Source organism: Marinobacter sp. DS40M6, assembly GCF_028581595.1.
In the GTDB taxonomy this organism is placed as follows: domain Bacteria; phylum Pseudomonadota; class Gammaproteobacteria; order Pseudomonadales; family Oleiphilaceae; genus Marinobacter; species Marinobacter salarius.
Window position 1 is genome coordinate 138,054 of record NZ_JAFCAE010000006.1, and the last position, 24,805, is coordinate 162,858.

A 24,805-nucleotide genomic window follows, 5' to 3' on the forward strand; every position below is an offset into this window, starting at 1 on the left:
TCTTCAATCCGGGTCAGGCGAAGCGCACGGAAGCACTGCCGATACCACCGATGTCCACGCGCATGTAATCACCGGCCTTGACCGGCTCAAGCGGTACCAGGGAACCGGACAGGATGACCTCACCGGCTTTCAGGGTGATGCCGAACTCGCCCAGGGTGTTAGCCAGCCAGGTCACGCAGTTCACCGGGGAACCCAAGGCCGCAGCACCGGCTCCGGCGCTCAGCACGCTGCCGTTCTTTTCCACCACCATGCCGCAGGTCACCAGGTCCACCTTGCGGGGAGAAACCGCCTGATCGCCCAACACAAACAGACCACAGGACGCGTTATCCGCCACGGTGTCCTGGATGGCGATCTTCCAGTCCTGGATGCGGGAATCGACAATCTCGAAACAGGGCATCACACACTCTGTGGCTGCGAGTACGTCGGCATTGGTAATCCCGGGGCCGCTCAGGTCTTTCTTCAGGATGAAGGCAATTTCGCCCTCGGCGCGGGGTGCGATCAGCCGGTCGCTGATGGGCACGACTTCGCCACTGTTGAACACCATGTCGTCGGTCAGATAGCCGAAATCCGGCTGGTGAACATTGAGCATGTTCTGAACCGCCTTGCTGGTCACGCCGATCTTCTTGCCGATAATCGAGGCGCCATCCGCCAGGCGGCGTTCCAGCATGCGCAGGGAAATGTGGTAGGCATCGTCAATGGTGATGTCTTCGCCACGGCCGGTCAGCGGTGCAACTGCTTCCCGGCTGAGCATGGCCTGGTAAAGCTCGTCACCCAGCGCCTGTATACGTGTCTGTTCCATTATTCTGCTCCTGAAGCCGCTTGATCGGCCTCGGTCAGAAAGTCGTTCACCAGCCGGGCAAACCGGCTGGCATGTTCAATCTGGGTCCAGTGGCCGCAACGGCCAAACACGTGAAGCTGGGCGCGGTCAATCAGTTCTGCCAGCCTGAGTGATGCCTTCAGGGGAATCACTTCATCTTCGCGGCCATGAAGAATCAGAGTCTCGTGGGGCAACGCACGAATGTCCTTCTCCTCGCTGGCCAGATTGTCGACCCAACGCTGACGCGGTGCCGGGAACATGGCGGCAAAGGATTCCTGGAAACCGGGGCGGATGCTGGCCTGATAGCGCATCTCCGCCAGTTCGTCGGTGAGCAGGCCTTTGTTAAAGGCAAACACATCCATCAGGCGGCGCATGTTTTCGAGGGAAGGCTCGTAACCCCAGACTTCATCCAACCCTTCGGTGATGGGAAAACTAACACCTGCCGGACCCATCAGCACCAGACGACGAATCCGCTCCGGGTGCTCAATAGCCAGGGCCAGGGCCAGGCCGCCGCCAAAGGAGTTACCCACCAGATCCACCTGTTGCAGATCCAATGCATCCATAACGCCAATAGCATGAGCCACCCAGCGTTCCCGATTATAGGTGTTGTCTTCAGGGCGCTCGGTGTACCCGAAGCCGAGCATGTCCGGAGCCACCACACGGCGGTGCTTCGCCAGCTCCGGAATCACCAGGCGCCAGTTCGCCCAGGCGGTCACGCCGGGGCCGGAGCCGTGAATCATCATGACCGGAACATCACTGTTGCCATTGGCGGCACCATGGTCATGCACGTTGGTGCGGTAGCCGGCAGCGGTTATCTCACGCCCGATTTCCGGGCTGTTTTCAGGTGCAGTCATAATCGGCTCACAGTTTCACGCAGATGTTTTTCATTTCGGTGTAGAACTCCAGGGAGTGCACACCGCCCTCACGGCCAATACCGGACTGCTTGCTGCCACCGAAGGGTGTGCGCAAATCTCGCAGGAACCAGCTGTTGACCCAGATAATGCCTGCCTCAACCTGGCCTGCGACTCGGTGAGCGCGGGTAATGTTCTCGCTCCAGATTGCTGATGCCAGTCCGTAAGGAAGGCTGTTGGCCAGTTCGATAGCTTCCTCTTCGGTGTCGAACGGGCACAGGTGGACACAGGGGCCGAAGATTTCATCGGTAATCACCGTCGAACTTTCCGGCAAACCGGTCCAGATGGTGGGCTGAACCCAGGCACCACCGACCAGCTCCTCCGGCATATCGGGAACGCCACCACCGGTCACTACCATGGCACCGTCATCAACGGCTTTCTGGTAATAGGACAGAACCTTTTCCCGGTGTTTGAGGCTGACCAGTGGCCCCATATCCGCCTCGGCATCATCCGGCGGACCAATCTTCATGCCTTCTGCGGCTTCTTTCAGTCGGCCAACGAACTCGTCGAAGATGGAACGCTCGACGTAAACCCGCTCGGTGCCCAGGCAAACCTGGCCACAGTTGGCGAAGGCTGAGCGCATGGTTCCCTCGATGGCCTTGTCCATATCGCAGTCGGCGAACACCAGGCCGGCGTTCTTGCCACCCAGCTCCAGGGAGATATCCCGGATGCCCTTGGCGGCAGCCTTCATGATGACTTCGCCGGTGCCGGTCTCGCCGGTAAAGGTGAAACCATCCACCAACGGATGCTCGGTGAGGAAAGCCCCGGCGGAATCCCCACCGAAGCCGTGAACCACGTTGAACACCCCGTCCGGTACGCCAGAGTCTTTCATCACTTCGCCTAGCAGGGCGGTGGTGGTGGGGGTTTCCTCGGAGGGCTTGACCACCACGGTGTTGCCACAGGCCAGAGCAGGCCCGACTTTCCAAGTCATCAGCAGCAATGGCAGGTTCCAGGGGCTGATCACCCCGATCACGCCCTTGGGGCGGCGTACGGCGTAGTTCAGCGCGCCGGTGCCGTCCGGCGTGGGCATTTCGAAGGATTCCGTGGGCACGTTCTTGATCATGTCCGCGAACACTTTGAAGTTGGCTGCGCCCCGGGGGATGTCGATGTGGCTCGCCAGGGATCTGGGCTTGCCGGTATCCAGGCATTCCGCTTCCAGGAACTCGTCAAACCGTGCGTTGATGCCGTCGGCCACCTTGTGCAGGATGCCGGTCCGTTGCTCCAGCGTCATCTTGCCCCAAGGGCCACCCAGGGCCGATTTCGCGGCCTTGACGGCAGCATCCACCTCCTCGCGGCCGGCTTCGTGAACCTTGCTGATCAACAGGCCGTTAGTCGGATTGATGTTGTCGAAGAGCTTGCCGCTGGCCGACCCAACGTACTGTCCGTTGATGTAGTGTTTTATGTCTTTCATTGCTGCTCATTCCCGTGAAGCCAGTATTGGGTTAGGTCAGCACCGTCATGAACCGTTCGTTCAGTGCCCGGTCGTGGTAGAAAATCGCTTTGCCAAGCTCTTCCGTCTTCCAGGTGACCGGCTTGTGATCCGGGTAGAAGTAATCACCGCCACAGAACACTTCGTTGCGGTTGCCGGACGGGTCGAAGAAATAGATGGTCTTGCCGTGGGTCAGACCGTGACGGGTCGGACCGATATCGATGGACGTATCGGTCATGGTGATCAGGTCCGCCGCCCTCAGGACGTCTTCCCAGGTTTCCAGGTGGAAAGAGACGTGGTGGAACTTGCCCTTCTCCTCGTGATGGATAAACGCCACGTCGTGCTCTTTCATGGAGACGGTCAGGAACTGCGCCACCCGTGTGCCTTCCGGATCCAATACTTGCTCGACCAGATCGAAGCCCAGGACATTGACAAAAACATCGTAAGTCGCCGCCAGCTCAGGACCGTAAAACAGACAGTGGTCAAAGCGCACGGCTTTCATGCCCCTCAGACCACGCGGCCAGGCCTCCGGATTAACACTGGAAAGACCCCATTTACCCGTATAGAGCTTATCGGCATACAGCTCGAAGGCGTGGCCGGAAGGCACCGTGAAGCGAACACGACGACCGCAATCCTTCAACTCCTCTGCCGGTACCTGCTCAACGTCAACGCCGTAATCCACCAGGTCTTTTTCCAGCTGGACCAGGACCTCTTCGTCAACCACCTTGAAGCCCATGAAGTCGCAGCCAGGCTCGTCCGCTTCGCGCAGGACCACGGAGAACTTGTCCACTTCAGACCAGGCCTTCAGATACACCCGCCCCTGGTCGTCGCGATCGGTTTGAATCAGACCCATCAAGCCCGTATAATGCTCAATGGCTTCGCCCATATCGAGAACGCGGATCTGGACGTGGCCGGGACGCATGACACCCTTTTTCATGGCAATCACCTCAACAGTTTTGTTGTTTGCTTCGCAAGTGTCCTCTCAGGAAGAGGCATACACTCAATGATTAGATCCGTCAGAGGATAGATCCGGCAGGCTAGAACTTCGCCTTTTTCAACGGCTTCGGGCGGGGCATGCCGCCTGCTCATCTTGCCGCACTCGAAGTGCCCTTCCAGAACTTGGATCTTACAAAATCCGCAACCACCACCCCGACAGCCCACAGGAACACACTTCAGACCCCTCTGCTCCATAGCCTTGAGCACACTCTGGCCCTCCTGGCAGGTAAAGCGGTCTCCCGTTGTGCGATTAGACACCTGAAATCCGGCCATGGCTCACCCTCAAATCAGATCTCCTTGAGGAGCCCAACGTTACATTTCAAACGTGCCGTCAGCCGCTCCCAAGCATTTCTCCATAGTTAGTTCGAAACTATCTTCCTAACTTGAGGCAAAGGCGCACTACTCAACCACCGGCGTAATCAGTGCGAACTTCTTAATTGGAGCAAAGGGTTAGGTTACCCCTGATACCCGCCACCCACCGGCAGCACCGTACCTGTGATATAGGAAGCCTCGTCAGACGCCAGGAAAAGTATGGCATTGGCCTGCTCTTCCGGTACGCTGTAGCGCTTCATGAAGCTCGTTTCGGTAGCCTCATCAACGATAGCCTGATACCACCCCTTCTCCAATTGGCTCATGGCTTCACTATTACGAGGAATCCGCCGCGGGCCAACATCAGTACCACCGGGTGCTACTGCATTGACACGGATTCCATATTTGGCATTTTCAAACGCCATACACACGGTCAAAGCGTTTACGCCACCCTTGGCCGCCGCATAGGGCACACGGTTAGTACTTCGGGTTGCAAGGGATGACACGTTCACGATCACTCCACTTTGCTGCTTTTGCATCTGTGCCAAAACTGCATGGGAACACCAAAGGGTCGGAAACAAGGAGCGACGAATCTCGGCTTCGATCTGCACTTCCTCGTAGACTTCATAGGGCTGGACCCAGATCGTACCGCCAACGTTATTGATCAATATGTCGATGCGGCCAAAATGACTTACCGCCAAATCGACTGCCTTGCAGGCATCCGCGTACCGTTCCAGATCAACGACGCTTATCTGGACGCTTGCCGCGCCAGCGTCCAGGGCCTCCTCGGCCACCTCTTTGACGAACTCGGAGCGATCCACCAGCAGCAGGCTAGCTTTTTCGGCAGCCATCTGAAGGGCAACAGCACGACCAATACCTTGGGCAGCACCGGTCACCACAACGACGCGGTTTTCAAAACGTTCAACTCTCATTTAGCTATCCTCATTTACTTGCCGCAAATTTTTCATAGTGGAAGCTGGCTGGCTGAATACCTTTTTCCTGCATATAGCAGTCCACCGCTTCTACCATCGGCGGCGGGCCACAGAGGTAGATGTCCACATCGCCATCATGCAGGTGTCCGGGTTCTATATAGTCGGTGACATAGCCCTTCTGTGGCCAGCTGCTATTTTTAGAGGCAACGCAGGAACTGAATGTGAAGTTATCGATGGCGTTTGCGAAGGATTCCAGCTTATCCATGTCAACCAAGTCAGCATCGTGAGTGACGCCGTAAATCAGATGGATCGGGTGTGCACAGCCATCCCGCTGGATCTTTTCCAGCATCGCCAGGAAGGGTGCGAGGCCGGTGCCACCAGCCAGCATCAGTACGGTGCGCTGGATGTCACGCAGGTAGAAGCTGCCGAACGGACCGCACAGCGTGATGTTGTCACCTACCCTGGCCTTTTCTGTCATATAGGTACTCATCAGACCTTCGGGTACTACACGGATGAGAAAGGACACCGACCCATCAGCTTGGTTGATTAAGGAACTGAAGGAGTAGGCACGCCACTGATCAGTTCCCGGCACCAGCACTTTGACATACTGTCCCGGCAAAAAGTGCATGGCACGCAGCTCATCACTGGCAACGGTGAATGACAAAGTTGATTCTGACAAGCGATTGATGTCAAAAAGCTTGGCGCGTAAATCGGCCTGCTGACTCCTTATACAAACCTCAGAGGAAGCCGGTACTGTGACGACGCAATCCGACTCCGGAATCATCTGGCAGGTCAAAACATATCCGCGCCTAGCCTCCTGATCAGAGAGCGCATCCTCGATATACCCACCCATCTCGTAGCTGCCGGACTCACAGTGGCATTTACAGGTGCCACATGCCCCGTCACGGCAATCGAGCGGAATATTGATTCCGGATCGGTACGCCGCGTCTGCCACTGCTTCCATTGGTAAGGTTGTAATAAATCGAGTGAAGCCGTCCTCAAAATTGAGCGCTACCTTATACATTCTTTACTACCTTTTCATCAAACGGTTAACCAGGAAGGACGACCGTGAGAAGTTCAGACCATAAATTTGTAGACAACTCACACATGGTAGATGTCCAGCACATGATCTATATAGTCATTTTTCAATATTACTTTCTTTCTTGAGATTGCATAATTCTCGTCACTATTAACAATCAACTCAACGAACGTGACACCGAAATATGTATCTACTTTATTATATCTAAAACTTTTTGTTATCCAGTTATACCGAACACTACATGATTCTTTACTAGCATCAATTATCTCTATATTGCTTATCGAATGAAGCGTCCTGGGATCGGGCTCACTGCTTGCTCCCGACCGATCGGTCTGGATACGAAATACTCGATCCTCGAGGCCGTCACGGCTATCATAGTACATCAGTGAAATTTCGGTTCTTGGGTTACTTGTAAGATTACCATCATCATCCCAAGAGGGCATCCAAAACTCGACACTCTTATCATAATGCCGAATCCAGAATTCAAAATCTTTATCATCCAAACAGCGGGCTTCGGAATATAAAAATCCACAAACTTTTTCGTAATAAAAAGTCATAACATCTCTCCAGATAATTTCATCTTTTATAAATAATTCGCCCTTCCTCATCAGGTATGTTTTTTAACGTATTAGCCCAATGTTCATGCTGAACTACAAACAGCCCCTCATCCTCGCTTTTAGCACCACTTAGCAGCGGAAATAGATCAATATCTTTCGCCGCTTCATCTTGCCCATCAATCCAATGCTTAGCCCCTCGACTAAGATCATTCCAAGGCACCTCGGAAGCTTGAAAACCGTTCTGACAGGAACGAAACTGCTCTAGATCATCCGGTGTTGCCATACCAGTAGCATTAAAGAAATCTTCGTATTGTCGAATACGTAGAGTACGCGCACCTTCACTTTCGTTCTTAGGCGCAAAGCAATATATCGTCACTTCAGTTTTAGTCGGTGAGATTGGGCGAAAGTGACGAATTTGAGTACTCGTTTGATCCATTAAGAAAACATTTGGATAAATTCCTAAGTTCCTCATATTGGAAATCATCCAATCCGCCCTATTCTCACCATACTTTCTGGAGAGCTCTTGTCTTTTTTCAGCCAATGGTCTATCTTCTGGATTCGGCACTTGCATCCATAATAATATGTGCCCATTCTCGAAGGCGTAAAATCCTCCTTTTTGCTTATTCCAAGTACTAAGATCCAAAGTCTTTGCATCAGTTTTAGATAGACCCTGTTTTCTTCTTGCAACTGCAGCAACGTAGTTCCAGTGGACAGCCGAAACATGATATCCATCTGCACCATTTTCTGCCTGCATCTTCCAGTTACCATCGAACGTATAAGTGGAAGCACCTCGTAGAACTTCAATACCATCTTCCGATTGGTTGATGATCATATCGATTATTTTTGTAGATTCACCCAGATAATCTTTCAACTCTTGCACATCAGGATTCAGACTTCCAAAAAGGAATCCACGGTAAGACTCGAACTTCGCAACCTTTTTGAGGTTCAGTTCGCCTTCACAGTTGAATGAATCAGGATATCCCGAATCTTTTTCGTCCTTAACTTTGAGCAATTTCCCCGAATTACTAAAACTCCAGCCATGAAAGGGGCATGTCATAACGGATTTGTTACCTTTCTTCGTCCGACAGAGCATCGCTCCTCTGTGAGTACAAACATTGAGGAAGGCATCAAGATTGCCGGCTTTGTCTCGCGTTATAATCACCGGCTGTCGACCAATGTAGGTCGTAAAGAAATCGTTATTTTTTGGAATTTGGCTTTCGTGGGCAAGATATACCCAGTTACCTTCAAAAATATACTTCATTTCTAGCTCAAAAATTTCCTCATCAGTGAAGGCATCCCTCCGTAGCTTATAAATTCCTTTCTCCGAATCCGTGACAAGCATTGACTCGATTTTCTCTTTTATGCGGTCTGACATATATACCTCACGACTTCTCAATTAATAGAGAATGAACCAAACTTGTAGTTATCAACGTATAAGACTACCGAGTCGAGACTCTTAAAAAGGTCCCTCACCAAGGCAAGGGACAAAGACCCAACATGGAGATAAACAACGATGGTTCGCGTTAATATTCTCTAAATTAGTCAGAGATCGAAATCCTATTACTGCATTCATTGTCCGGCTTCTGCAATCACATCCATCTCCGCAGTTGCCACAGCGAATTGATGAGGATGGACAGGCGTTGACGCCCGTATTGGTTGAGGCCATCGTTGAGTTTATTCAGTCCGTCGAAGCCCCGATATCGCCCTTGAGGCTGGGCCATGTCGCGCTGAATGTGGATGCCTTTCCCAAGGACAACAGGCAGTCCCATAAGGAAGGCGTCAACAAGGGGGATGACGGCCATCTCCCGATAGCCGCTTCCCAGGGGCGGGGGGCTGGTGCCTGGGTTGCGAGCTGCGCCCTGGCAGCCAGCATGCCAACAACGGTTTCCTAGACACGCTCCGGCGAATTCTGCCTCAGGCCCGGACACCCACGGACAAGCCCATTCTGTTGCGCCTGGAACCTGGACCGTGACGACAAGATGGAAGCGGTACTGTCAGAAGAAGTTTCGGACGAGCTCGGGTTCCGCCGAGTCCTCAAGGAGACCGTGCACATCAGCGACGCCAGTGGACAGCTGTATCTGGAACCGGACGTTAGCCTCGAAGGCTGGATCGCGACCTTACCAGCCGACATCGCCAACGAGCAGCAAGTCATGGCACTGTGTAGCTACCACGCCATCAGTGAACAGTTCTACAGTGAATTCAAGACCGACCTGGACCTGGAGTGTCTACCTTCGGGCAAGCTCCACACCAACAACCTGGCAATAGCTTTCGCCACAATGGTATACAACCTGCTGCGCTGGATGGGCCAGAGACTCACCGGCCCGAATGCGCCACCCAGCCGAACGCCGTCGCCTAAAGATGATGATGCAAGACCTCATTTACATGGCGCGCCGACTAATTCACAGCGGCCGACAATGGCTGCTGCGATTTGGCCGACACTTTCCGGGTTTTGTCATTTGTCGGGACCTCTATCGAGGTCTTGCCTCTTTCGGATAAGTCACTCGAACATCCCGTCACCTTTAACTCACCCGGCGCCCTAACCGGGACCACTGTCTATTGTCTGAATCTCATGAACTAACCACAAATTGATCAATTCGACTCAACGACCGGCTTTGCCTGGGAAGGTTGGGAATCAATAGCTCAACTTTGGCCATATTCCTGGACAAATTGGCTTGGGGCGTGCCCGCCCGGGTATATTGAGGAGGTGGAGTAACTGATTCAAGTTATGACAAACAAAGTATCCTAACATCCCAATAGTGTTATCGGGATATTGTCTGACACCAGAAAAACACAAACAGCATCAGCGTGTTAAGAAGTCTCAGAATTAGTCCCCAAAATCAGCGATAATACGGACATCATCAACTGCACAGAATTCGTTGCCACCATCGACCAGATCACCTTCTCCAAAGCAGAGTACCAGACCAAGAAGCGGAAACCCCGCCGCGAAATCTTTCTGGAGCGAACGGGCAAATTGATTTACTGGAAGCAGCTGGAGAAGAAGGTAGCCCGTTATTACCCCAAAGGCCCGAAAGGACGACCTCCGTATCCGTTGTCCGCGATGCAGCGAGTCCACTGCATGCAATTGTTCTATAACCTGAGCCACCCGGCGATGGAAGACGCTCTGTCAGAGCTTCGAATTCTTGCGGCAGCGTGGCATCATTAAAGAGTTGGTAACTTTATGAAAGCCTGCAGCGAACTTCCAAAGCATGCTCCTTTATGGGAGCATGCTGCGTTTACGGAAGCGCCGTCTATTCATTATCCCCCTCGGCCTACTCGCTTGGCTGGCTGGCTGGCTGGCTGGCTGGCTGGCTGGGCATCAGTATAACTCCCCGCATGGGCAGGCGGGGCGACTAGATATTAAGAAAAGGAGTGTGACGACAGATCGTATGCGAGGATTATCTCAGAATTCAAACACCTCCCTGGCAGACCTAATTGAAAAGTACTTGCTAACAAAACTTGACGCTATTCCGACCTTCATCAGTTTTCGCTCTTTAAACGAAACCAGAGGGCATAAAGCGCCGGCACAAACAATAGCGTGATCAGAGTGCCGACCGCTACGCCCCCGATAAGGACATAAGCCAGCGGCCCCCAGAACAGGTCAAAGGTCAGAGGTACAAACGCCAGAACGGCCGCCAGGGCAGTGAGCACCACAGGGCGGGCGCGTTGGACTGCCGCCTCGACCACGGCTTCCCGGGCAACCATCCCTGCTTTGAAGTTGTCCTGCACCTGTTGGGTCAGAATCATGGTATTTCGCATCAGGATGCCGCCCAGGCCAATCAGTCCCAGCAACGCGGTAAAGCCAAAGGGTTGATTAAACAGCAGCAAAGCCAGCACAGCCCCAATCAGACCCAGTGGCGCGGTGGCGAGAACGGTCAATGTGCCGATAAATGAACGCATCTGAAGCATGATTAAGATCAGCATCAACGCCAACATCACCGGTTGTAATGTCTGGATGGACGCATTGGCTTTGGCTGATTGTTCCACCGTACCGCCGATTTCAATACGGTAACCCTCCGGCAACTGTTCACGCAGGGCGATCATCGCACTCCAGATTTCCTTGGTGACATCCGGTGGCTGGGCACCTTCTACATCGGCCTGAACGGCCAGGAAGGGGTCACGGTTGTAACGCTTTATGACGGGGTCCTCGTAACGAACCTGCCACTTGCCCAGTTGCTGTACGGAAAGTTTGCGGCCGTCGCGGGTTTTGATCTCAAGATCTTCCGGCATGATCACTTCGCCACGGGCATTACGCGCCACCAGTTGAACGCTCCTTATGCCCTGGCGCAGTTCGGTGACGGCCACTCCGCGAAGTTGGAACTGCAGTTGCCGGGCAACTTCCGCCGGGGTCAGGCCCATCCAACCCAGATTTTCCGGGTCCATATCAAGATAGAGCGTGGGTACGCGCTCATCCCATTCGAGATGCGGCATGACGATGTTCGGATGCCCGGTCATGAGAGTCCGGATCTGGTGCGCGATCTCTCTGAGCTGATCGGCTTCCGGACCCAGCACACGAAAACTGACCGGCCAGACCACCGGGGGACCGTACAGCAAACGCGTTACACGCACTCGTGCCTCCGGAAATTCACCCGCCGCGACTCTGGCTTCCAGTGCCGAGATGATGCGATCGCGCCCTTCAACGTCCTGCCCAATGGCAATCAACTTGGCAAATGCCGGGTCCGGCTGCTCGGGGTTGGCCGATACGAAGAATCGGGGCGCACCGGCACCGATGTAAGCAGAAAGGCTTTTCACCTCCGGCATGTCCATCAGAATCGCTTCCAGGCGTCTGACACTTTGATCCGTGGTGGCGATAGCGCTCCCCTGCGGAGCGTAGACACTGATCAGAACTTCGGGGCGATCAGAACTGGGAAAAAATTGCTTCTGCACCTGGGTTGCCATCCCGAAAGCACTGATCGCCAGCAAACCCACTGTGATAAAAACGACGGTTTTCCGGTACTGTACACACGCTGTGATCACCCCGCGCAACCGCTGATAAAACGCGCTTTGGTAGAGGTCCTGGCCCGTATGCCCGGTGTAATCGGGCAAGAGTTTGACGCCCAGATAAGGCGTAAAGGTTACCGCCACCACCCAGGAAATTAACAACGAAAAAGCCAGCACCCAGAAGATGTTGCCGGTGTATTCTCCCACCCCGGACTGGGCAAATCCGATGGGGACAAATCCGGCCACCGTCACCAGCGTGCCAAAGAGCATGGGCGCGGCTGTTATGCTCCAGGCATGACTGGCTGCCCGCACCCGGTCCCAGCCGCTCTCCATCTTCACAATCATCATTTCAATGGCGATGATCGCATCGTCCACTAACAGGCCCAGTGCGATAATCAAGGCACCCAGGGTGATGCGGTCCAGGTTAATGCCCGCCATTTTCATCAATAAAAAGGTCAGGCCAAGGGTCACAGGAATCGCAATGCCCACCACCAAACCCGCGCGCAGACCGATCGCCAGTATGCTGACCCCCATCACCACGACCAACGCAACCAGAAACTTGACCTGAAAAAGATCAACCGCCTGAGTAATCGCTTCCGCCTGATCGGTCAGGGTCTGTATTGACATTCCCAGGGGCAGTCTGGCCTGTTCAGCTCTGACAAACTCGCGCAGCCGCTCGCCAAATTCCAGGCCATTTTCACCCGCACGCATGACCACACCCAGGAGGATCGCATCCTCACCGTTGGAGCGGACGATGTAGTTCAAAGGATCTTCATAACCTAAACGCACCTCGGCCAGATCAGACACGGTGATATGCTGGTCTCCGATACGCAGAGGTACTGAGGTGAGGCGTTCAATGTCAGACAGGTCGATGTTGCTGCGGACATAAACCCGCGGGCCGGCAATATCAACAAAGCCAAGAGGCTGAAGACGGTTGTTGGCCTCTATCGCCTGCAACACCTCTTCTGCCGACAAACCGAGGTTGTTGAGCCGGTCCTGATCAAATTCGAGATACACCCGCTCAGGACGCTCCGCCAAGAGCTGTGCTTTTTGCAAGCCGGGCAGCCGTTGCAAGCGATCCCGTATCGATTCTGCCTCTCGGGTCAGTTCACGCATCGGCATCCCGGGTGCCGTCAGGGCCAGCAGGGAGAAATACACATCCGCGAAATCATCGTTGACGATGGGGCCGATCACACCCCGGGGCAGGTTGGGCCTCTCATCGAGCATTCGTTTGCGGACTTGATAGAAGAGGTCCGGCACTTTTTTGCTGGGCGTAGAATCCTGGAATCGGATAAGCATGGCGGCCTGCCCGGGCCGGATGGTTGTTTCAATGGTATCGGAATACGCCACCTCCTGAATTCGCTTTTCCAGACGATCCACGACCTGATTCTGCAGCACCTCGGGGGTTGCTCCTGGCCAGACGACAGAAACCACCATCGCCCGGACGGTGAACGCAGGGTCTTCCGCCCGGCCAAGGGACGAGAACGCGTAGAAACCGGTAACAACGGACAGCAAAAGAAAAAAGAGGGTGACCGAACGCTCGCGCACTGCCAGCGCGGAAAGATTCGGTAAGCTCATTGAGTCAGCTCCCGCACCGCCATGCCAGGCGTGAGCAGGTGTGTCCCTAATGCGACGATAAGCGTTCCCACGTTGATATCGGCCTTGATCTGCGCATACTCCTCGCCCAAATCAATAACCTCGACCGCAAGGGGCTTCACCGTGCCGTCGGAGATCAACCAGATCTGCGGCGCTTGCCCTCTCTCATCGAGGGCACCCAGCGGTACGCGATGGCTGGACGCGGTTTGCTTCTGTGATAACCGCACACTCACCACCGAACCCAGGGTTAAAGACGAGGGGTAGGGGCCCTCCAGGCTGTATCGGGCACGCCAGCTCCGGCTTCGGGGGTCGGCAGCCCCGGCAATCTCTTTCAGACTCACAGCAAGCTGTTCGCCATTAGGTAAAGGAAGATAACCGCGTTCGGGGGGATTACTGCCCTCTGGTAAAAAAACCTCGACTTCCAGCGATTGATCTTCAGCCAGAACGGCAAGGGTTTGTCCCACACCCACAACCTGGCCGGGTTCAACGATGACCTCAGTGACCACGCCCGCATTAGCGGCTTTTAGTTCCGCATACCCCAAGGCATTCTGAGCCTGCTGATTGCGTGCAGAAGCCGTTTCCACCTGGCTGCGCGCCTCACGCTCTGCCAATTCAAGGCGTTGCAGAGTTTGTTCGCTGACAAACTGACGCCCCACAAGTTGCTGCTGGCGCTGGAGCTCATTGGTGGCAATTGCCAGGGCGGCTTCTGCACGCTTCAGATCCGCGGCGGCTCCCTCCGCCGTTGCTAAAAGGTCTCGTGTATCGAGCTTGAACAGTAAGTCGCCTTTTTCCACGCGCTGACCGGGATCGATGTAACGATGTTGAATCCGACCGGCGATCTGAAAGGCCTGAGGAACTTCGTGGCGGCCTCGCAGGGTCCCTGAAAATCTCTGCGCTGTTGGGCCAGCATCCTTCAGTTCAACTGTTTTTACCCAGGGGATAGGGGCGTGGGCCTCTGGGGGCGGTTCCGAAGACTGCTGACAACCAGACAGAATGAGCAGCGAGATAAACAGTGTCAGCATACAGCGCATGGCAGGTGTCCCGATTGGCAAAATCAAGGTGTGGGTATCAGCTCTCGCGGTGTCCGGACAAAGCAAGTTGCAGGATGGCATCGCGAACGGTTTCCGTCTGCTCCATGGGCAGAAAATGGGTCGTACCTTCAATAACCCTGACGTCAGCCGAAGGCAGCAGGGTCTGCAGGCGTTTTCGCGCCGCCGGTGAGAAGGTTGACCCGCGTTCCGCCGCCAGCGCGATAACCGGGCACCGCAACTGACGAATACCGGGCCAGGGGTTGTGTTCGGTATGGGCAAAGGTGGTGCTCTCCCACTCCGGCGCACACGCCAGGCGAACTTGATCGTCCTGCGGCAGGAAAGCGTGTTGGATGTAGGCTTCCAGCCACGCTTCGGGCCAGGTCTTGAAGCCACCGCGGCCACGATAGTTGTCCAGCGCAGCAGCGTGCGAATCGAATACCCTGCGCCGACGTGCGGCTCCGGCGGCCAGTGACAACCGATGTGACTGGCGTAGCAGTTTGGCCAGCCACAGCTTCAGGCCCTGCCCCGGATCCATGATCACCGGCTCCGCCAGAATCAGGCCCAGCACTTTGTCTGACCGTCGGGCAGCGGCCATGATGCTGGTGGTGGCACCGATGGAATGGCCGGCGAGCCAGACCGGCTCGTCCAGGCTTTCCAGCAGAGCGGTCATGTCGCGATAATAGGTTTCCCAGCCCCGGAATGTCGACACGTTCGTCGCACCGGCGCTGGCCCCATGCCCCCGCATGTCCCAGGCCAGGACATTGACGTCCGTGGCAAGCTCGTCAAGCAGGGGGTGGTACAGGCGACCATGGAAACCCGTGGCATGGGCCCAGTGCACCGTGGGGCGCGCTTTGGATTGCCACCAGCGCCACAGGGCGATCTCCGCGCCATCCGGCGCCTGGAATTCCTCGCGTTCAGGTCTGTTGTGCTTATTGTTCATGAAGGTCTGCTTGTTTGTCCGCCATCGTCGGGAGCAACAACTGAACCTGACCGCTGGCGATCAGTTTGCTCTTATCGCCCTGCCAGCAGGTCACCCGGACCAGGCTGGTCCGCCTGCCTTGCCGGACGATCTCGGCGCTGGCGAAAGTCGATCGGGCCTGCGCGGAGCGGAGGTAATTGATGTGGCTGTCGAGAATGCGTGGGCAACGTGTCTCTGTATCCTGGCTTTGCGCAGCGACCCGCGCAATGAGTTCGATCAGTGCACCAATAACTCCGCCATGGAGGGCGGGGAGCATAAAGTTGCCAATCAGGGCCTCACGACATGGCATATGAACCACAAGACCTGCGTCATAGCGTTGAACCTCAAGCTCAAGATGCCGTGCGTAGGGAATGCGCTCCAGCAGGGCTCCCCAGTCGGAACATTCTTTCCCGCTTTCGGTAGGGCCTGAGATGGGTTGTGCCGAATCGCCAGTCGTGCTCATGCGCCCTCCTTTTTTCGTCCACCGGCCTGGAATCGCTGGCCCTGGGTGTTGCGCATGAAGGTGGCGTTTGCCGTCGCTAACAGTGCACTATCGCTCTCGCTGAGGATGTCGCAATGGATGAACGCGACCTCGTCCGTTAAATGACGACAGGTGGCCACCGCTAACAGGGCCCGGTCGCCAATGGCAGGGCGCAAATAATCCATGCGCAAATCCAGCGTGGCAGTGGGCGACAACTCCCGGGCTTCTGCGAATACCGCCAGTCCACTGGCCGAGTCTGCCAGCGAGTAGAGCACGCTGGTGCAGATCTCTTCGCTACTATCTTCGGCGAACATCCAAGACTCAGGGGTCAGGCGCATGCATACCTGGTTTCCGTTCACAGAGACAACCTGCATACCCAGATCCCTGCCGTGAGGAACCTGTTCGGTGAACTGCCACGCCGTCGACACAGCATCACTATGCTGAACTCTGTTCGAATCCGTCATCAGATCTGCGCACTCCGGTTTGCATTCCACACAGGGGCGGGAATGATGGGAAACAGCTGATTTTCATAAGTCATTGCCATGTCACTTTCTGCCGAATAACATTCGTTTCTGGATTTTGGTTGGTTAACCAACCAAAAGTCAAGAATCTGTTGAGGGAAATGGCTCGCCGCCGGTGTAATGGCGTACCATCAGTGAAACGAGTCTGGTGGCGGCCGCTCTGATGAATAAAAAACTGGCTTGCTGAGGAGATGTTTAAGCCATGGTTGACAGACAGATTACTCCTACAAGCAAACTGGGCGATCAGGGCAATATTTTGTCTAACGCAGCCCGGCTTTTTCGTGAGAGCGGATTCGAAAGGACCTCGCTCAAGGAGATTGCCGATGCCTGCAATATGCTACCCGGAAGTCTGTATTATCGTTACAGTACCAAGGAAGCGCTCCTTGTCGAGCTGATGCGCCGGGGAGTCGACCTAGTTACCGCAGAGGTCGAGTCGGCTTACGCCAGTTCGGATGATCCAGTTGAGCGATTGCGTCTTTGTATCAAAGCGCATCTGCGGGCCCTGTTGCTAGATTCGGACGCGGTTTACGTGCTGCTGTTTGAATGGCGAGCGCTCGGCCCGGAGGCTCGCGAGGAAATCATCGAACTGCGTGACCAATACGAGTCCCTGTGGGCTGAGATCCTCGAAACAATGATTGAACAGGGCGTGATCCGGAAGAATGTTGACGGCCGATTGCTCCGCCTGATCGGCCTTGGGGCGCTCAACTGGGTTGCAACCTGGTTCGACCCGAACGGGGCTCATTCACTCGACGCCATTGGTGATTTGATTTGGCAAATCGCTATGGACGGTGTGATCAATAAAGGGGTTCAGGCATAGGTTCTGGCTTCACAAACGCAAGTAGCCTCTGTTTATGATCACTAATCATACGGATGCACTGTTTGTGATCTGACATTTTGCCTGAATTGCTCAGAGGACGGGTCACACCAGCGCTTGAAGGCGCGTCTGAAATTGGCACTGTCGTGATAGTTCATCAACGCGGCAATGGCCTCGATTGACAGTTGGCTGTCATGCAAGTAGGTCGCTGCCTGCTGGGACAGAATCTCGTCGCGAATTTTTCGGAAACTGCGGCCTTCGCGCTTGAGTTTGCGTGCCAGGGTGCGTTTGCTCATGAATAAAGAGGCTGCCGCTTCGTCTTCACTGAGCGTTCCGGGCGGTCGGGACAACATCACCTTCGTCAGGCGGGTCTGGTAGCTCAGTTTATCGGACTGAAGTTGCGCAAGCATGGTTTCACGCTGTCGCATGGCCAGACGATAATTTTCATGGTTGGCGGAGGAGTTCGGTTCCCGACATAATTCCATCGGCAAGCTGAATTTGAACTGGTTGCAATCAAAGTGAATCTGCCCGGACAAAAAGTCCGAATACATTGCGTGATACTTGAGCTTCGGTTGGGCGAAGCACACTTCGGCCTCGTGCAAAGGGCGGCCAACACGGCCGTGAACTAAGAGCCATACCGCTTGAAAGTTGGGAACCAGGCACAACCTACCGTTACGTGCCGACCGATGGTATTACCAATCAACAGGGTGCCCCCTGTGCACCAGACTTCTTAGCCAGTATGCCGACCCGGGAAGGAGCCTTGGGGATCTTTCGTCAGACGGGCAATCGCTTGAAAACCGATTTATTGCCATAGATATAACCAGAGCATCCGTACCTCTGCCGCTGAAAAAACCTCCCGGACAGGGATGTAAATACTAACCTGAAACTGGATCCCGCAGAGCCTGAAGCGATTAGCGGAATCCCTGAAAATGCCATGAAGCTTACCATCACGGAGATCAGTAGCGGGGTTCTGGAGGACAACGGGCAGATTGGCTGTAAAGTAGGTGCCTCAGTTTGCGATGAGTTCAAAAAATTTATCTTTCTGACGGCAAACCTGAATGTTGAGATAGCGGGTGAACCAACAGTTGCCGAAGATGGCAGCATGCGAGTACGCGTGAAGTTGCGTCCTTCGGTCTGCTTACCACACCCAGCAACATCTGGGTCGATCTGAGCAATCAACTGCTGGCAGCACTTGCAACCAGTGATTTAAAGGCCTCTCAAGAGTTTGACATAGGCCCTCTCGTCTTGCGCATGCGTTGCCAGGGCGAAAACCGAGACGATCTCATTAATGGCGTAATTGTTCAAAAAGATGGCGAGCTGACTTTCGAGACCGAGCCGGATGTATACCTTGATGCACCGTATCAGAATGTCAGACTGAGTGGTTTAGCCAATACCCGCCTTGAGGACAACCTCCGCAGTTTTCCAATCGATGGACTGAAGCTTTCCGGCCCGATGAGTTTCCTTGATGATGGGCAACTAGTTATCGACCAACGAAACGTTGAACCGATATTGCTTCTGACCTGCCTCTTGGGTGAAGCAACTGTGGGTGGGTTTGCTTGAAGAAGAGTCCGCAATTTTTAGTTTCGGAACCGGACTTCTTTGCCGCCTATTCGGCGGAGTTGTTAATGGAGTAGTAAACTTAGTGATCGACATAAACACGGAACTGACAATAGAAATCGCTCCGAATGAACTTCACCTCAGGTATGTGTCGCCTTAAACACAAAACTGATTAAACCCGATATAAGGCCGGCCTCAGGGCTGGACTTTTTGAACAGATAAATAACGTGGCCCATTCATTCTCTCGCCTCGCAGCCATTTCCTGATAATCGGATTGTAACTTGAAACCTAAAAAATCCGGGAGAACCGCGTACAATACTGAACACACTACCGTACCTGCCATCTCCGCGAACCTATGTTCGGCGTTGCCGTTGACGGGAAGAACGGCAGTCTGCCTCTGTCAAGGGCGATACGCCGCACTGACAGGGTCATCCCGATGCCCTATTTTTCATCCTCAGAGGCTTGAACATTTAAATGTTCCAACAGATCGCTCAAGCTCTGGTAATACATGCCGTAGAACTTTTCCAGATCGGCAAGCTTGGCGCGAGTGCGGTCATTCGTAATCGTCGACTTGGCTTCCGCGACGACCGATTTTGCGGTCGCATATCTTTTAATCTGACCTTCTAGGAAAGCAGTATAAGGGTTGGGACGGATTGAGAAAAAATATTGCCGTTCACCTAACGCTGAACGACGTTCGACAATGCCCAACCGTTCAAGAAAGCAGGTATTTGTACTCACGCTGGCCTTACTGACACGCAACAGACCCACCAACTCTGACGAACTGACCGGGTCATCAGACACGATGAGGACCGCCCAGATTTGTCCTGCTATGCGGGAAAGCCCCTCTGCTTGGGCTAACTGGCCCATGCGTTCAATAAAGCGCGCGTCTGATTCAGTGAGTATTTTCATAGTCAGAGGGCCCGTGCGGGCCCTGCCAGTCCTCCAACAAAATGCGATACGGATTAAACGCGTACTTTAAACGGTCGCGTCGCATTCCTACAAGCTCAGGCTTGATTGAGCACGGTCTTCGCCAGGCGTGCCCTGCCAAGGGCCAGTACACTTGAACGCGTCTTGGCGCTTTTCCAAGCACTGATCACGCCATGGTGTTAAGGGGCCGCCGGAAACGTGCGAGAGCAAATCCGAAAAGGGCGGCCCCGACAACGGCGATAGCCAGGAATTGTGGTCAGACGGGGGTGAAGCCCGCGCCACGATAGAGGATCGCCTGGGCCAGCACCACGAAATGCGTGTTGGGCGAGGCAAGCATGATGCACTGGACGGCATCTTTGGCTGCAAGTTCTTCGCTACTCGCCAGGCGCCGATGCGCTGCGCCGAGCTCTTCTCACCTCTGGGCAATGAGCGCCTCGACAGCCTGCTTCTCAGCTTCCCTCTGGGCCACTGGCTCTGTGCCCATCCGGACGCTGCAAACGCGCTTGAGCCTCGCTGCGCTGTGCCTCCAGGACAGTTGTACCATTCTCGCCAGTTCATCGCCGGCTCTCAAAAACTCTCCTTCACCGGCCAGAAAATCCCTGACCCGGCCGACTGTTTTGGTGGCAATGTTAATCTCAACCGCCTCGACTCTTCCGGCTGCTTAGACCACCTGACCCACGCTGCCAAGCCAACGACAACTAAAGCGGTCAGGCCACGCACCCACCCAGCCCTCAGGAGAGTTTTGATTGTGTGCTTTCCCCACCAATTCCTGCCGCTCATCACAACTCTCCATGTTCTGGTGTATTGACCGCTTAATCAACCGTTTCTTTGGCCTCAGTTTGCGCGGTTAATAGCACCCCGAAGACGCCGCCCATGGCACGATAGAGATTAACCATCGAACGCAAACGGTCGCGTTTCGTTGCTACAAGGTCGAGCTCGGTCGTGAACCAGCGTCGTTCAGCGTCCAGGACCTCCGGGTAGCTGGAAGCACCGCCTTCAAAACGCAGCCGGGCACGTTCAGTAGTGTTGCGCAGGGCTGCTACTTGTCGAGCCCGCGTTTGCAGGCACTCGTCGGAGCCGCGCAGCCCTACTAGGGCGTCGAGCACCTCCTGAAATACCGTCTGAATGGCTTGACGGTAGGCAATCAGAGCCTGGCGCTGACGTGCCTCCGCCTGATTGACTAATGCCTCGGCGCGCCCGAAGTCCAGCAATAGCCCGACCAACGCCACCCCCAGTTGCCAGGTAGATGCGGATCCCTGGAACAGATCGCCGCCGGTGGCACTTTGTTGACCCAGCAGCTCGGTAAACGAAATCGTCGGCAGGAAGGCGGCATGGGTAACTCCGATTTCAGCGTTTCTGGCCACAAGTTCTTGCTCGGCGGCAACAATGTCGGGGAGTCAAACCAAAAAATCCCCAGGCCGCCCGGCGGGTACGCCTGCAGGGGTGCAATGGCATTGATCGTATTGGTCGCGGTAATGACATCCTCCATCATCTAACGCGGATCCCGGCCCAGCAGCACCTCCATTGCATTTGCAACAAATAGACGCGCCATCAAACTCTTCTCTGCCTGCATATAACTAACCTCTGAATGGACAAAAGACTCAAAGACCGTTCGATCCATGCCTTTACTTACAACCAGGTAGACAGAACGATCGATCCAAACTGATCGAAGCCGTCCTTTTCCTCGAATTCTTCGCTGCGCCACACGTAGGTGTAGGCGATCTGCCAGCGATCCCAGGTCAATGCCGCACCTACCTGAGCGTCGCCAACCCATTCGCGGCTATCAACCGAGTGGCTGTCCTCGAAACTGTTGCCGTCTAAAAACAGGTTGTGTGCCATATAGCGCCCTTCAACGGCAGCGAAGACGTACCAGCTAAAGCCCCGATTAGGCCGAAATGAAGATTGTCCGCCTTGTGCAGGGGCGACTGACGGAATGCCGAAACTACGATCAAGACCCTCCCCCAAACGAAATCCAAGGCCACTGGAAGCGTAGGTATACAGGTTGCCGAGCGCAAACCCGGCAGACGGTCCGTATTCAACGGTCAGCTCAGCGAAATCCTGCTGAACAAACCAGGCACGTTCGTAACCGAAATTGATGACTGGCTCGTTATCAACCTGGTTGTCCCACCCCCTCGGCTTGGCTGACGCAATAAGTTCATGGGTATTTCGTTGGACCATTTCGGCACCAGAAGCCGGTCCTACGATGCCCACGTCGATATACAAACTTTCTGCCAAACGCAAGCCGCCGAGCTTTCTTTCGTTCAGTAGCGAAATCCCGCCAAACAAAAGGCCGGCATAGGGACGGTCATCTTCAATAAGCGCTTCCACCTCTATGTCTTCCGGCGTATAGATCTGTTGGCCAAACCGGTAAGTTACACCGGCAAGACTACTGGCAGACCAGCCCGGAATAAAATCCGCAAGACGGCGGGTCCAATGTTGATCAGCCGGCTCGAAGGCCCAGATTACCTCTGCGCCGTTGGTATATTGACCATCGCCGCCGGCGGAAAACGCATCGTTTTCCACTTTCAGGGACAGCAGGCCTCCAGCGGAAGCTGATGTCACAAAGAACCCCAGCAACAGACCTGAGCACCAATTCCGATAACATTTTCTGCAACATCGAGATTTCAAGGAAGTTCCCTCTGCCAAAGTCGGGTTAAACCGGCTGCAAAAGAACTTGCTCCCGGGTGCTGACTGACCTTTTCGGTGATCGGCCAAAAATGATGAGACGGCTGCTCGTTCAAATTGTTCAGTGCAAACTAAAACTAACACGGATAATTATTGACCGCTAGCCGTGGTGGAATTGTCCTGCACCGTTGTAATTTGAGGAACGCCCCGGCTCTAATTTTTTCGCTCGAACCTGAAAAATGCCTCGGACTCAAATATTTTTGAGGTTGGCAGAATTCTCCATAACCCGTTCAAGAACACGCAGGGCAACTTCCAGGTCTGTGTTTTCAATGTTTTTCAGCATCTCGTGCCGCAACACACTCGCCCGCTCATTTAATGTGCTCATAAAACGCTCGCCGGCATTGGTGAGATAAAGCAGCTTGGTCCGCCGATCACGCATGTTGGGCCGGCGTTCAATGAGACCCTGCTCCTCGAGGCTGTCAAGCAGGCGGACCAATGTCGGATTCTCGACGGCCATCAGGTGGGTTAACTCCCGCTGGGTCAATCCACCACTACGCTGAAGGCAGACCATGGTGGACCAGCGCGCCTGCGTAACCCCCAGGTCATTCAGGCGTTCATCCAACAACTTGCGCCAGCGCCTCGCTACCCGGGCATTAGCGAAAAGAAACTGATCTCGAGGGGTTTTCTGATCCATGTCACTGCCCTGCTATCGATGATTCAGTAACAGTAAATCGTAAGCTAATCATTAGGGCAAACGTAAGTTACACATTAACCAGATTTCCGCCAGATCAATATGCAACATCACGCGGATTACCGGGCCAGCTCATAAGCTTCCGGTGAGACATGGAACTTCTCGCTCCTCCGGAGACAGCAGGCCTTCAGCGGACACTGATGACACAAGGGGACCCAGTAACAGACCTGAGCGCCAATTCTGATCACGCCGTCTACAACATCGAGATCGCGATTTCACCGAAGGGCTCTATGCCAAAGCTGGATTGAAGCGCACGCCAACGAACTTGCTCCCGGATGCTGACTTACTGTCTACAACACCGATTTTTTCGGTCGACCACAAATGATGAGACGCTTGCCTTGCGTGTTTTGATACAGATTGAGCTTTCTCCCCAACCAGCCCAGCGGTTGCCCGCTAAGTGCTAGGCGACAATCTGAACGGCCTTGCACCAGCATCTATTTTTATCCAATCATCAGGTTGCTGAACGCAACTTTTTCAGAGTCTCCGTAACTCTATTTTCGGACCGTTCATATAATGACCGGACCGAAGGGTCGATTACGTTCCCGAAGTAGCCTGACAGTCAGTTCACAATAACTCTGCTAAGATTTTCTAGGACCAGTAACAAATGGCCTTTACATCCTGATACGCTACTTTGCTAACCATTGTTTCTCTTGCTCGCACTCCATGGTGCGATATTCGCCTGTAAGCACCAGAAAACGTCTCGTCCAGATAGGTTGTTGGCCAGCGCAACGACTTCTTGATGAGCCGTTGTTCCAACTCCGCGACAGTTGCATGCCAGGTAAAGTCTGGCCTCGGCTGCTCTAAGAGGAGGATTGATAGTCCTTTGTTAATATCCGGCTTATCCACTTCCAAGAGTGCGTAATTTCGGCTTGCGTAGTTCAATACTCGATACGACAAGCACCGGGGGTTTCCGACCGCCAGCAGGCGTTTTGAGTAGTCTTTCAACACCGGCAGCTTCCTGATACCCCCAAACAGCAATCGGCATCCTCTATTTTCGAGCAACTCAATCATTGCGGGAAACGCGTCAAAGTTACGAGTATAAAGATGCGAATCATTACTTTGATCGTCAACGGCATCAAATCTGCCCGCCGGCAAGTTACCCTGAATAGTCGGCTCGTCGGTAATGATTTCCGGTTGGCCCTCACCTGGCTCACTAGCGGTTTCCGAACCTCTTGCTCCAGGCCTGCGACGGCCATTATAGGCTTTACGGACCGTCATCATTGGACGGGAAAACGAAAGTTTGACCGGTGGGACATCAAGGATGTGGCTCCGGCCTCCAATGACGGAGATTCCTCATCATTAGTCAGTGGCTGGTCAATGGGAGTTGATGCCCCTTGAAGGCTCCCACCGTTACCTTCTTTCTGTCCGATAAATCGAGGATCTATGGAGTCGCACACCGAGATATGGTGCCGGAGGTCATTCATAACAGCGCCCAGTATGCTAGTAACAAAGCGGAGCTATCGCATCAGCCACCCCCGGTGTGCGGGAGAGGCCGATGCGTTGATTCAAATCGCCCCAACAGGCGCAGGGCTGCATATTACACGTTGTTTAGTCTCGACCGTTACTTGATCGGTGCAGGGCACTACTGGAAACTCACTGTAGGTGCGTTCTCGGAT

The 24,805-nt window shown here is 54.3% G+C and carries 24 protein-coding genes and 2 pseudogenes; 5 read left to right on the forward strand and 21 right to left on the reverse strand.

Annotation, left to right across the window (positions count from 1 at the left end; genetic code table 11):
- Nucleotides 1-13 precede the first annotated feature (13 nt).
- The 9 genes from dmpE to JJO78_RS16205 all read right to left on the reverse strand — a co-directional run bounded on the left by dmpE (nt 14) and on the right by JJO78_RS16205 (nt 8,365).
- Complete coding sequence (gene dmpE / locus JJO78_RS16165; RefSeq protein WP_007152419.1) at nt 14-799, reverse strand: 2-oxopent-4-enoate hydratase; 786 nt, start codon at nt 797-799, stop codon at nt 14-16.
- On the reverse strand, nt 799-1,671 hold the full coding sequence (locus tag JJO78_RS16170; protein ID WP_007152420.1) for an alpha/beta fold hydrolase: 873 nt from the start codon (nt 1,669-1,671) through the stop codon (nt 799-801). Before JJO78_RS16170 ends, dmpE begins: the two co-directional genes overlap by 1 nt.
- A gap of 7 nt (nt 1,672-1,678) precedes the next feature.
- Nucleotides 1,679-3,139 (reverse strand): 2-hydroxymuconic semialdehyde dehydrogenase, encoded by a 1,461-nt coding sequence (locus tag JJO78_RS16175; RefSeq protein ID WP_269400006.1) that lies wholly within the window; start codon nt 3,137-3,139, stop codon nt 1,679-1,681.
- A gap of 31 nt (nt 3,140-3,170) precedes the next feature.
- A complete protein-coding gene (locus tag JJO78_RS16180) occupies nt 3,171-4,094 on the reverse strand; it encodes a catechol 2,3-dioxygenase (RefSeq protein ID WP_007152422.1) in 924 nt (307 codons plus the stop codon).
- A gap of 5 nt (nt 4,095-4,099) precedes the next feature.
- Nucleotides 4,100-4,426: a 2Fe-2S iron-sulfur cluster-binding protein gene (locus tag JJO78_RS16185; RefSeq protein ID WP_007152423.1), complete on the reverse strand. Its 327-nt coding sequence runs from the start codon at nt 4,424-4,426 to the stop codon at nt 4,100-4,102.
- A gap of 182 nt (nt 4,427-4,608) precedes the next feature.
- Nucleotides 4,609-5,394 (reverse strand): 1,6-dihydroxycyclohexa-2,4-diene-1-carboxylate dehydrogenase, encoded by a 786-nt coding sequence (locus JJO78_RS16190; RefSeq protein WP_007152424.1) that lies wholly within the window; start codon nt 5,392-5,394, stop codon nt 4,609-4,611.
- Nucleotides 5,395-5,404: 10 nt separating this feature from the next.
- A complete protein-coding gene (benC, locus tag JJO78_RS16195) occupies nt 5,405-6,418 on the reverse strand; it encodes a benzoate 1,2-dioxygenase electron transfer component BenC (protein ID WP_007152425.1) in 1,014 nt (337 codons plus the stop codon).
- A gap of 77 nt (nt 6,419-6,495) precedes the next feature.
- On the reverse strand, nt 6,496-6,990 hold the full coding sequence (locus JJO78_RS16200; protein ID WP_085680914.1) for an aromatic-ring-hydroxylating dioxygenase subunit beta: 495 nt from the start codon (nt 6,988-6,990) through the stop codon (nt 6,496-6,498).
- 19 nt (nt 6,991-7,009) lie between these two features.
- A complete protein-coding gene (locus JJO78_RS16205) occupies nt 7,010-8,365 on the reverse strand; it encodes a Rieske 2Fe-2S domain-containing protein (protein ID WP_085680916.1) in 1,356 nt (451 codons plus the stop codon).
- A 178-nt stretch (nt 8,366-8,543) separates the two neighbouring features.
- Here JJO78_RS16205 and JJO78_RS16210 point away from each other — a divergent pair.
- Nucleotides 8,544-9,486, forward strand: a pseudogene (locus JJO78_RS16210) (IS1380 family transposase); the annotation flags it as partial.
- Between the two features lie 475 nt (nt 9,487-9,961).
- A complete protein-coding gene (locus JJO78_RS16215; RefSeq protein WP_227517747.1) occupies nt 9,962-10,153 on the forward strand; it encodes a transposase in 192 nt (63 codons plus the stop codon).
- Nucleotides 10,154-10,467: 314 nt separating this feature from the next.
- Here JJO78_RS16215 and JJO78_RS16220 read toward each other — a convergent pair whose 3' ends face one another.
- From JJO78_RS16220 to JJO78_RS16240, 5 genes are read right to left on the reverse strand one after another with little or no spacing between them, the layout of a single operon-like run.
- Entirely contained in the window at nt 10,468-13,506 is a 3,039-nt protein-coding gene (locus JJO78_RS16220; RefSeq protein WP_085680922.1) for an efflux RND transporter permease subunit, read from the reverse strand.
- Complete coding sequence (locus tag JJO78_RS16225) at nt 13,503-14,555, reverse strand: efflux RND transporter periplasmic adaptor subunit (RefSeq protein ID WP_085680924.1); 1,053 nt, start codon at nt 14,553-14,555, stop codon at nt 13,503-13,505. The genes JJO78_RS16220 and JJO78_RS16225 overlap by 4 nt, the downstream gene beginning before the upstream one ends.
- 37 nt (nt 14,556-14,592) lie before the next feature.
- Nucleotides 14,593-15,495, reverse strand: coding sequence for an alpha/beta fold hydrolase (locus JJO78_RS16230; protein WP_085680926.1), 903 nt, complete (start codon nt 15,493-15,495; stop codon nt 14,593-14,595).
- Entirely contained in the window at nt 15,485-15,976 is a 492-nt protein-coding gene (locus JJO78_RS16235) for a PaaI family thioesterase (protein WP_269400007.1), read from the reverse strand. Before JJO78_RS16235 ends, JJO78_RS16230 begins: the two co-directional genes overlap by 11 nt.
- Nucleotides 15,973-16,458, reverse strand: coding sequence for a PaaI family thioesterase (locus JJO78_RS16240; RefSeq protein ID WP_085680930.1), 486 nt, complete (start codon nt 16,456-16,458; stop codon nt 15,973-15,975). Before JJO78_RS16240 ends, JJO78_RS16235 begins: the two co-directional genes overlap by 4 nt.
- Before the next feature lie 259 nt (nt 16,459-16,717).
- Here JJO78_RS16240 and JJO78_RS16245 point away from each other — a divergent pair, with 259 nt between their 5' ends.
- Complete coding sequence (locus JJO78_RS16245) at nt 16,718-17,332, forward strand: TetR/AcrR family transcriptional regulator (RefSeq protein ID WP_085680932.1); 615 nt, start codon at nt 16,718-16,720, stop codon at nt 17,330-17,332.
- Nucleotides 17,333-17,373: 41 nt separating this feature from the next.
- On the opposite strand, the gene JJO78_RS16250 is transcribed toward JJO78_RS16245, so the two are convergent.
- Nucleotides 17,374-17,880, reverse strand: a complete 507-nt coding sequence (locus JJO78_RS16250) for a helix-turn-helix domain-containing protein (protein WP_273624128.1) — start codon at nt 17,878-17,880, stop codon at nt 17,374-17,376.
- 383 nt (nt 17,881-18,263) lie between these two features.
- Between JJO78_RS16250 and JJO78_RS16255 the strand changes: the two genes are divergently transcribed.
- Together JJO78_RS16255 and JJO78_RS16260 are read left to right on the forward strand one after the other, a co-directional pair.
- Nucleotides 18,264-18,500, forward strand: a complete 237-nt coding sequence (locus JJO78_RS16255; protein WP_007152440.1) for a hypothetical protein — start codon at nt 18,264-18,266, stop codon at nt 18,498-18,500.
- A 74-nt stretch (nt 18,501-18,574) separates the two neighbouring features.
- Nucleotides 18,575-18,889 (forward strand): hypothetical protein, encoded by a 315-nt coding sequence (locus JJO78_RS16260; protein WP_157665608.1) that lies wholly within the window; start codon nt 18,575-18,577, stop codon nt 18,887-18,889.
- Nucleotides 18,890-19,327: 438 nt separating this feature from the next.
- On the opposite strand, the gene JJO78_RS16265 is transcribed toward JJO78_RS16260, so the two are convergent.
- The 6 genes and pseudogenes from JJO78_RS16265 to JJO78_RS16290 form a co-directional block, all read right to left on the reverse strand.
- The gene (locus tag JJO78_RS16265; RefSeq protein ID WP_007152442.1) at nt 19,328-19,795 is read right to left on the reverse strand and encodes a GbsR/MarR family transcriptional regulator; all 468 of its coding nucleotides are present in this window, start codon (nt 19,793-19,795) and stop codon (nt 19,328-19,330) included.
- Between the two features lie 184 nt (nt 19,796-19,979).
- Nucleotides 19,980-20,168 (reverse strand): annotated as a pseudogene (locus JJO78_RS16270) (hypothetical protein); the annotation flags it as partial.
- Nucleotides 20,169-20,625: 457 nt separating this feature from the next.
- Nucleotides 20,626-21,177, reverse strand: coding sequence for a TolC family protein (locus JJO78_RS16275; RefSeq protein WP_157665609.1), 552 nt, complete (start codon nt 21,175-21,177; stop codon nt 20,626-20,628).
- A 265-nt stretch (nt 21,178-21,442) separates the two neighbouring features.
- Nucleotides 21,443-22,393 carry a lipid A deacylase LpxR family protein gene (locus tag JJO78_RS16280; protein ID WP_438941598.1) on the reverse strand — a complete coding sequence of 317 codons (951 nt, stop codon included), beginning with the start codon at nt 22,391-22,393 and terminating at the stop codon, nt 21,443-21,445.
- Between the two features lie 295 nt (nt 22,394-22,688).
- A complete protein-coding gene (locus JJO78_RS16285) occupies nt 22,689-23,132 on the reverse strand; it encodes a MarR family winged helix-turn-helix transcriptional regulator (RefSeq protein ID WP_269400010.1) in 444 nt (147 codons plus the stop codon).
- A gap of 645 nt (nt 23,133-23,777) precedes the next feature.
- Entirely contained in the window at nt 23,778-24,410 is a 633-nt protein-coding gene (locus JJO78_RS16290; protein ID WP_085680944.1) for a Tn7-like element transposition protein TnsE, read from the reverse strand.
- Between the last annotated feature and the right edge of the window lie 395 nt (nt 24,411-24,805).

Bases quoted from the DNA above. Each gene is read 5' to 3' on its own strand.
- dmpE (WP_007152419.1), bottom strand. From the start codon at position 799: ATGGAACAGACACGTATACAGGCGCTGGGTGACGAGCTTTACCAGGCC.
- JJO78_RS16170 (WP_007152420.1), bottom strand. From the start codon at position 1,671: ATGACTGCACCTGAAAACAGCCCGGAAATCGGGCGTGAGATAACCGCT.
- JJO78_RS16175 (WP_269400006.1), bottom strand. From the start codon at position 3,139: ATGAAAGACATAAAACACTACATCAACGGACAGTACGTTGGGTCGGCC.
- JJO78_RS16180 (WP_007152422.1), bottom strand. From the start codon at position 4,094: ATGAAAAAGGGTGTCATGCGTCCCGGCCACGTCCAGATCCGCGTTCTC.
- JJO78_RS16185 (WP_007152423.1), bottom strand. From the start codon at position 4,426: ATGGCCGGATTTCAGGTGTCTAATCGCACAACGGGAGACCGCTTTACC.
- JJO78_RS16190 (WP_007152424.1), bottom strand. From the start codon at position 5,394: ATGAGAGTTGAACGTTTTGAAAACCGCGTCGTTGTGGTGACCGGTGCT.
- benC (WP_007152425.1), bottom strand. From the start codon at position 6,418: ATGTATAAGGTAGCGCTCAATTTTGAGGACGGCTTCACTCGATTTATT.
- JJO78_RS16200 (WP_085680914.1), bottom strand. From the start codon at position 6,990: ATGACTTTTTATTACGAAAAAGTTTGTGGATTTTTATATTCCGAAGCC.
- JJO78_RS16205 (WP_085680916.1), bottom strand. From the start codon at position 8,365: ATGTCAGACCGCATAAAAGAGAAAATCGAGTCAATGCTTGTCACGGAT.
- JJO78_RS16220 (WP_085680922.1), bottom strand. From the start codon at position 13,506: ATGAGCTTACCGAATCTTTCCGCGCTGGCAGTGCGCGAGCGTTCGGTC.
- JJO78_RS16225 (WP_085680924.1), bottom strand. From the start codon at position 14,555: ATGCGCTGTATGCTGACACTGTTTATCTCGCTGCTCATTCTGTCTGGT.
- JJO78_RS16230 (WP_085680926.1), bottom strand. From the start codon at position 15,495: ATGAACAATAAGCACAACAGACCTGAACGCGAGGAATTCCAGGCGCCG.
- JJO78_RS16235 (WP_269400007.1), bottom strand. From the start codon at position 15,976: ATGAGCACGACTGGCGATTCGGCACAACCCATCTCAGGCCCTACCGAA.
- JJO78_RS16240 (WP_085680930.1), bottom strand. From the start codon at position 16,458: ATGACGGATTCGAACAGAGTTCAGCATAGTGATGCTGTGTCGACGGCG.
- JJO78_RS16245 (WP_085680932.1), top strand. From the start codon at position 16,718: ATGGTTGACAGACAGATTACTCCTACAAGCAAACTGGGCGATCAGGGC.
- JJO78_RS16250 (WP_273624128.1), bottom strand. From the start codon at position 17,880: ATGTATTCGGACTTTTTGTCCGGGCAGATTCACTTTGATTGCAACCAG.
- JJO78_RS16255 (WP_007152440.1), top strand. From the start codon at position 18,264: ATGAAGCTTACCATCACGGAGATCAGTAGCGGGGTTCTGGAGGACAAC.
- JJO78_RS16265 (WP_007152442.1), bottom strand. From the start codon at position 19,795: ATGAAAATACTCACTGAATCAGACGCGCGCTTTATTGAACGCATGGGC.
- JJO78_RS16285 (WP_269400010.1), bottom strand. From the start codon at position 23,132: ATGGATCAGAAAACCCCTCGAGATCAGTTTCTTTTCGCTAATGCCCGG.
- JJO78_RS16290 (WP_085680944.1), bottom strand. From the start codon at position 24,410: ATGATGACGGTCCGTAAAGCCTATAATGGCCGTCGCAGGCCTGGAGCA.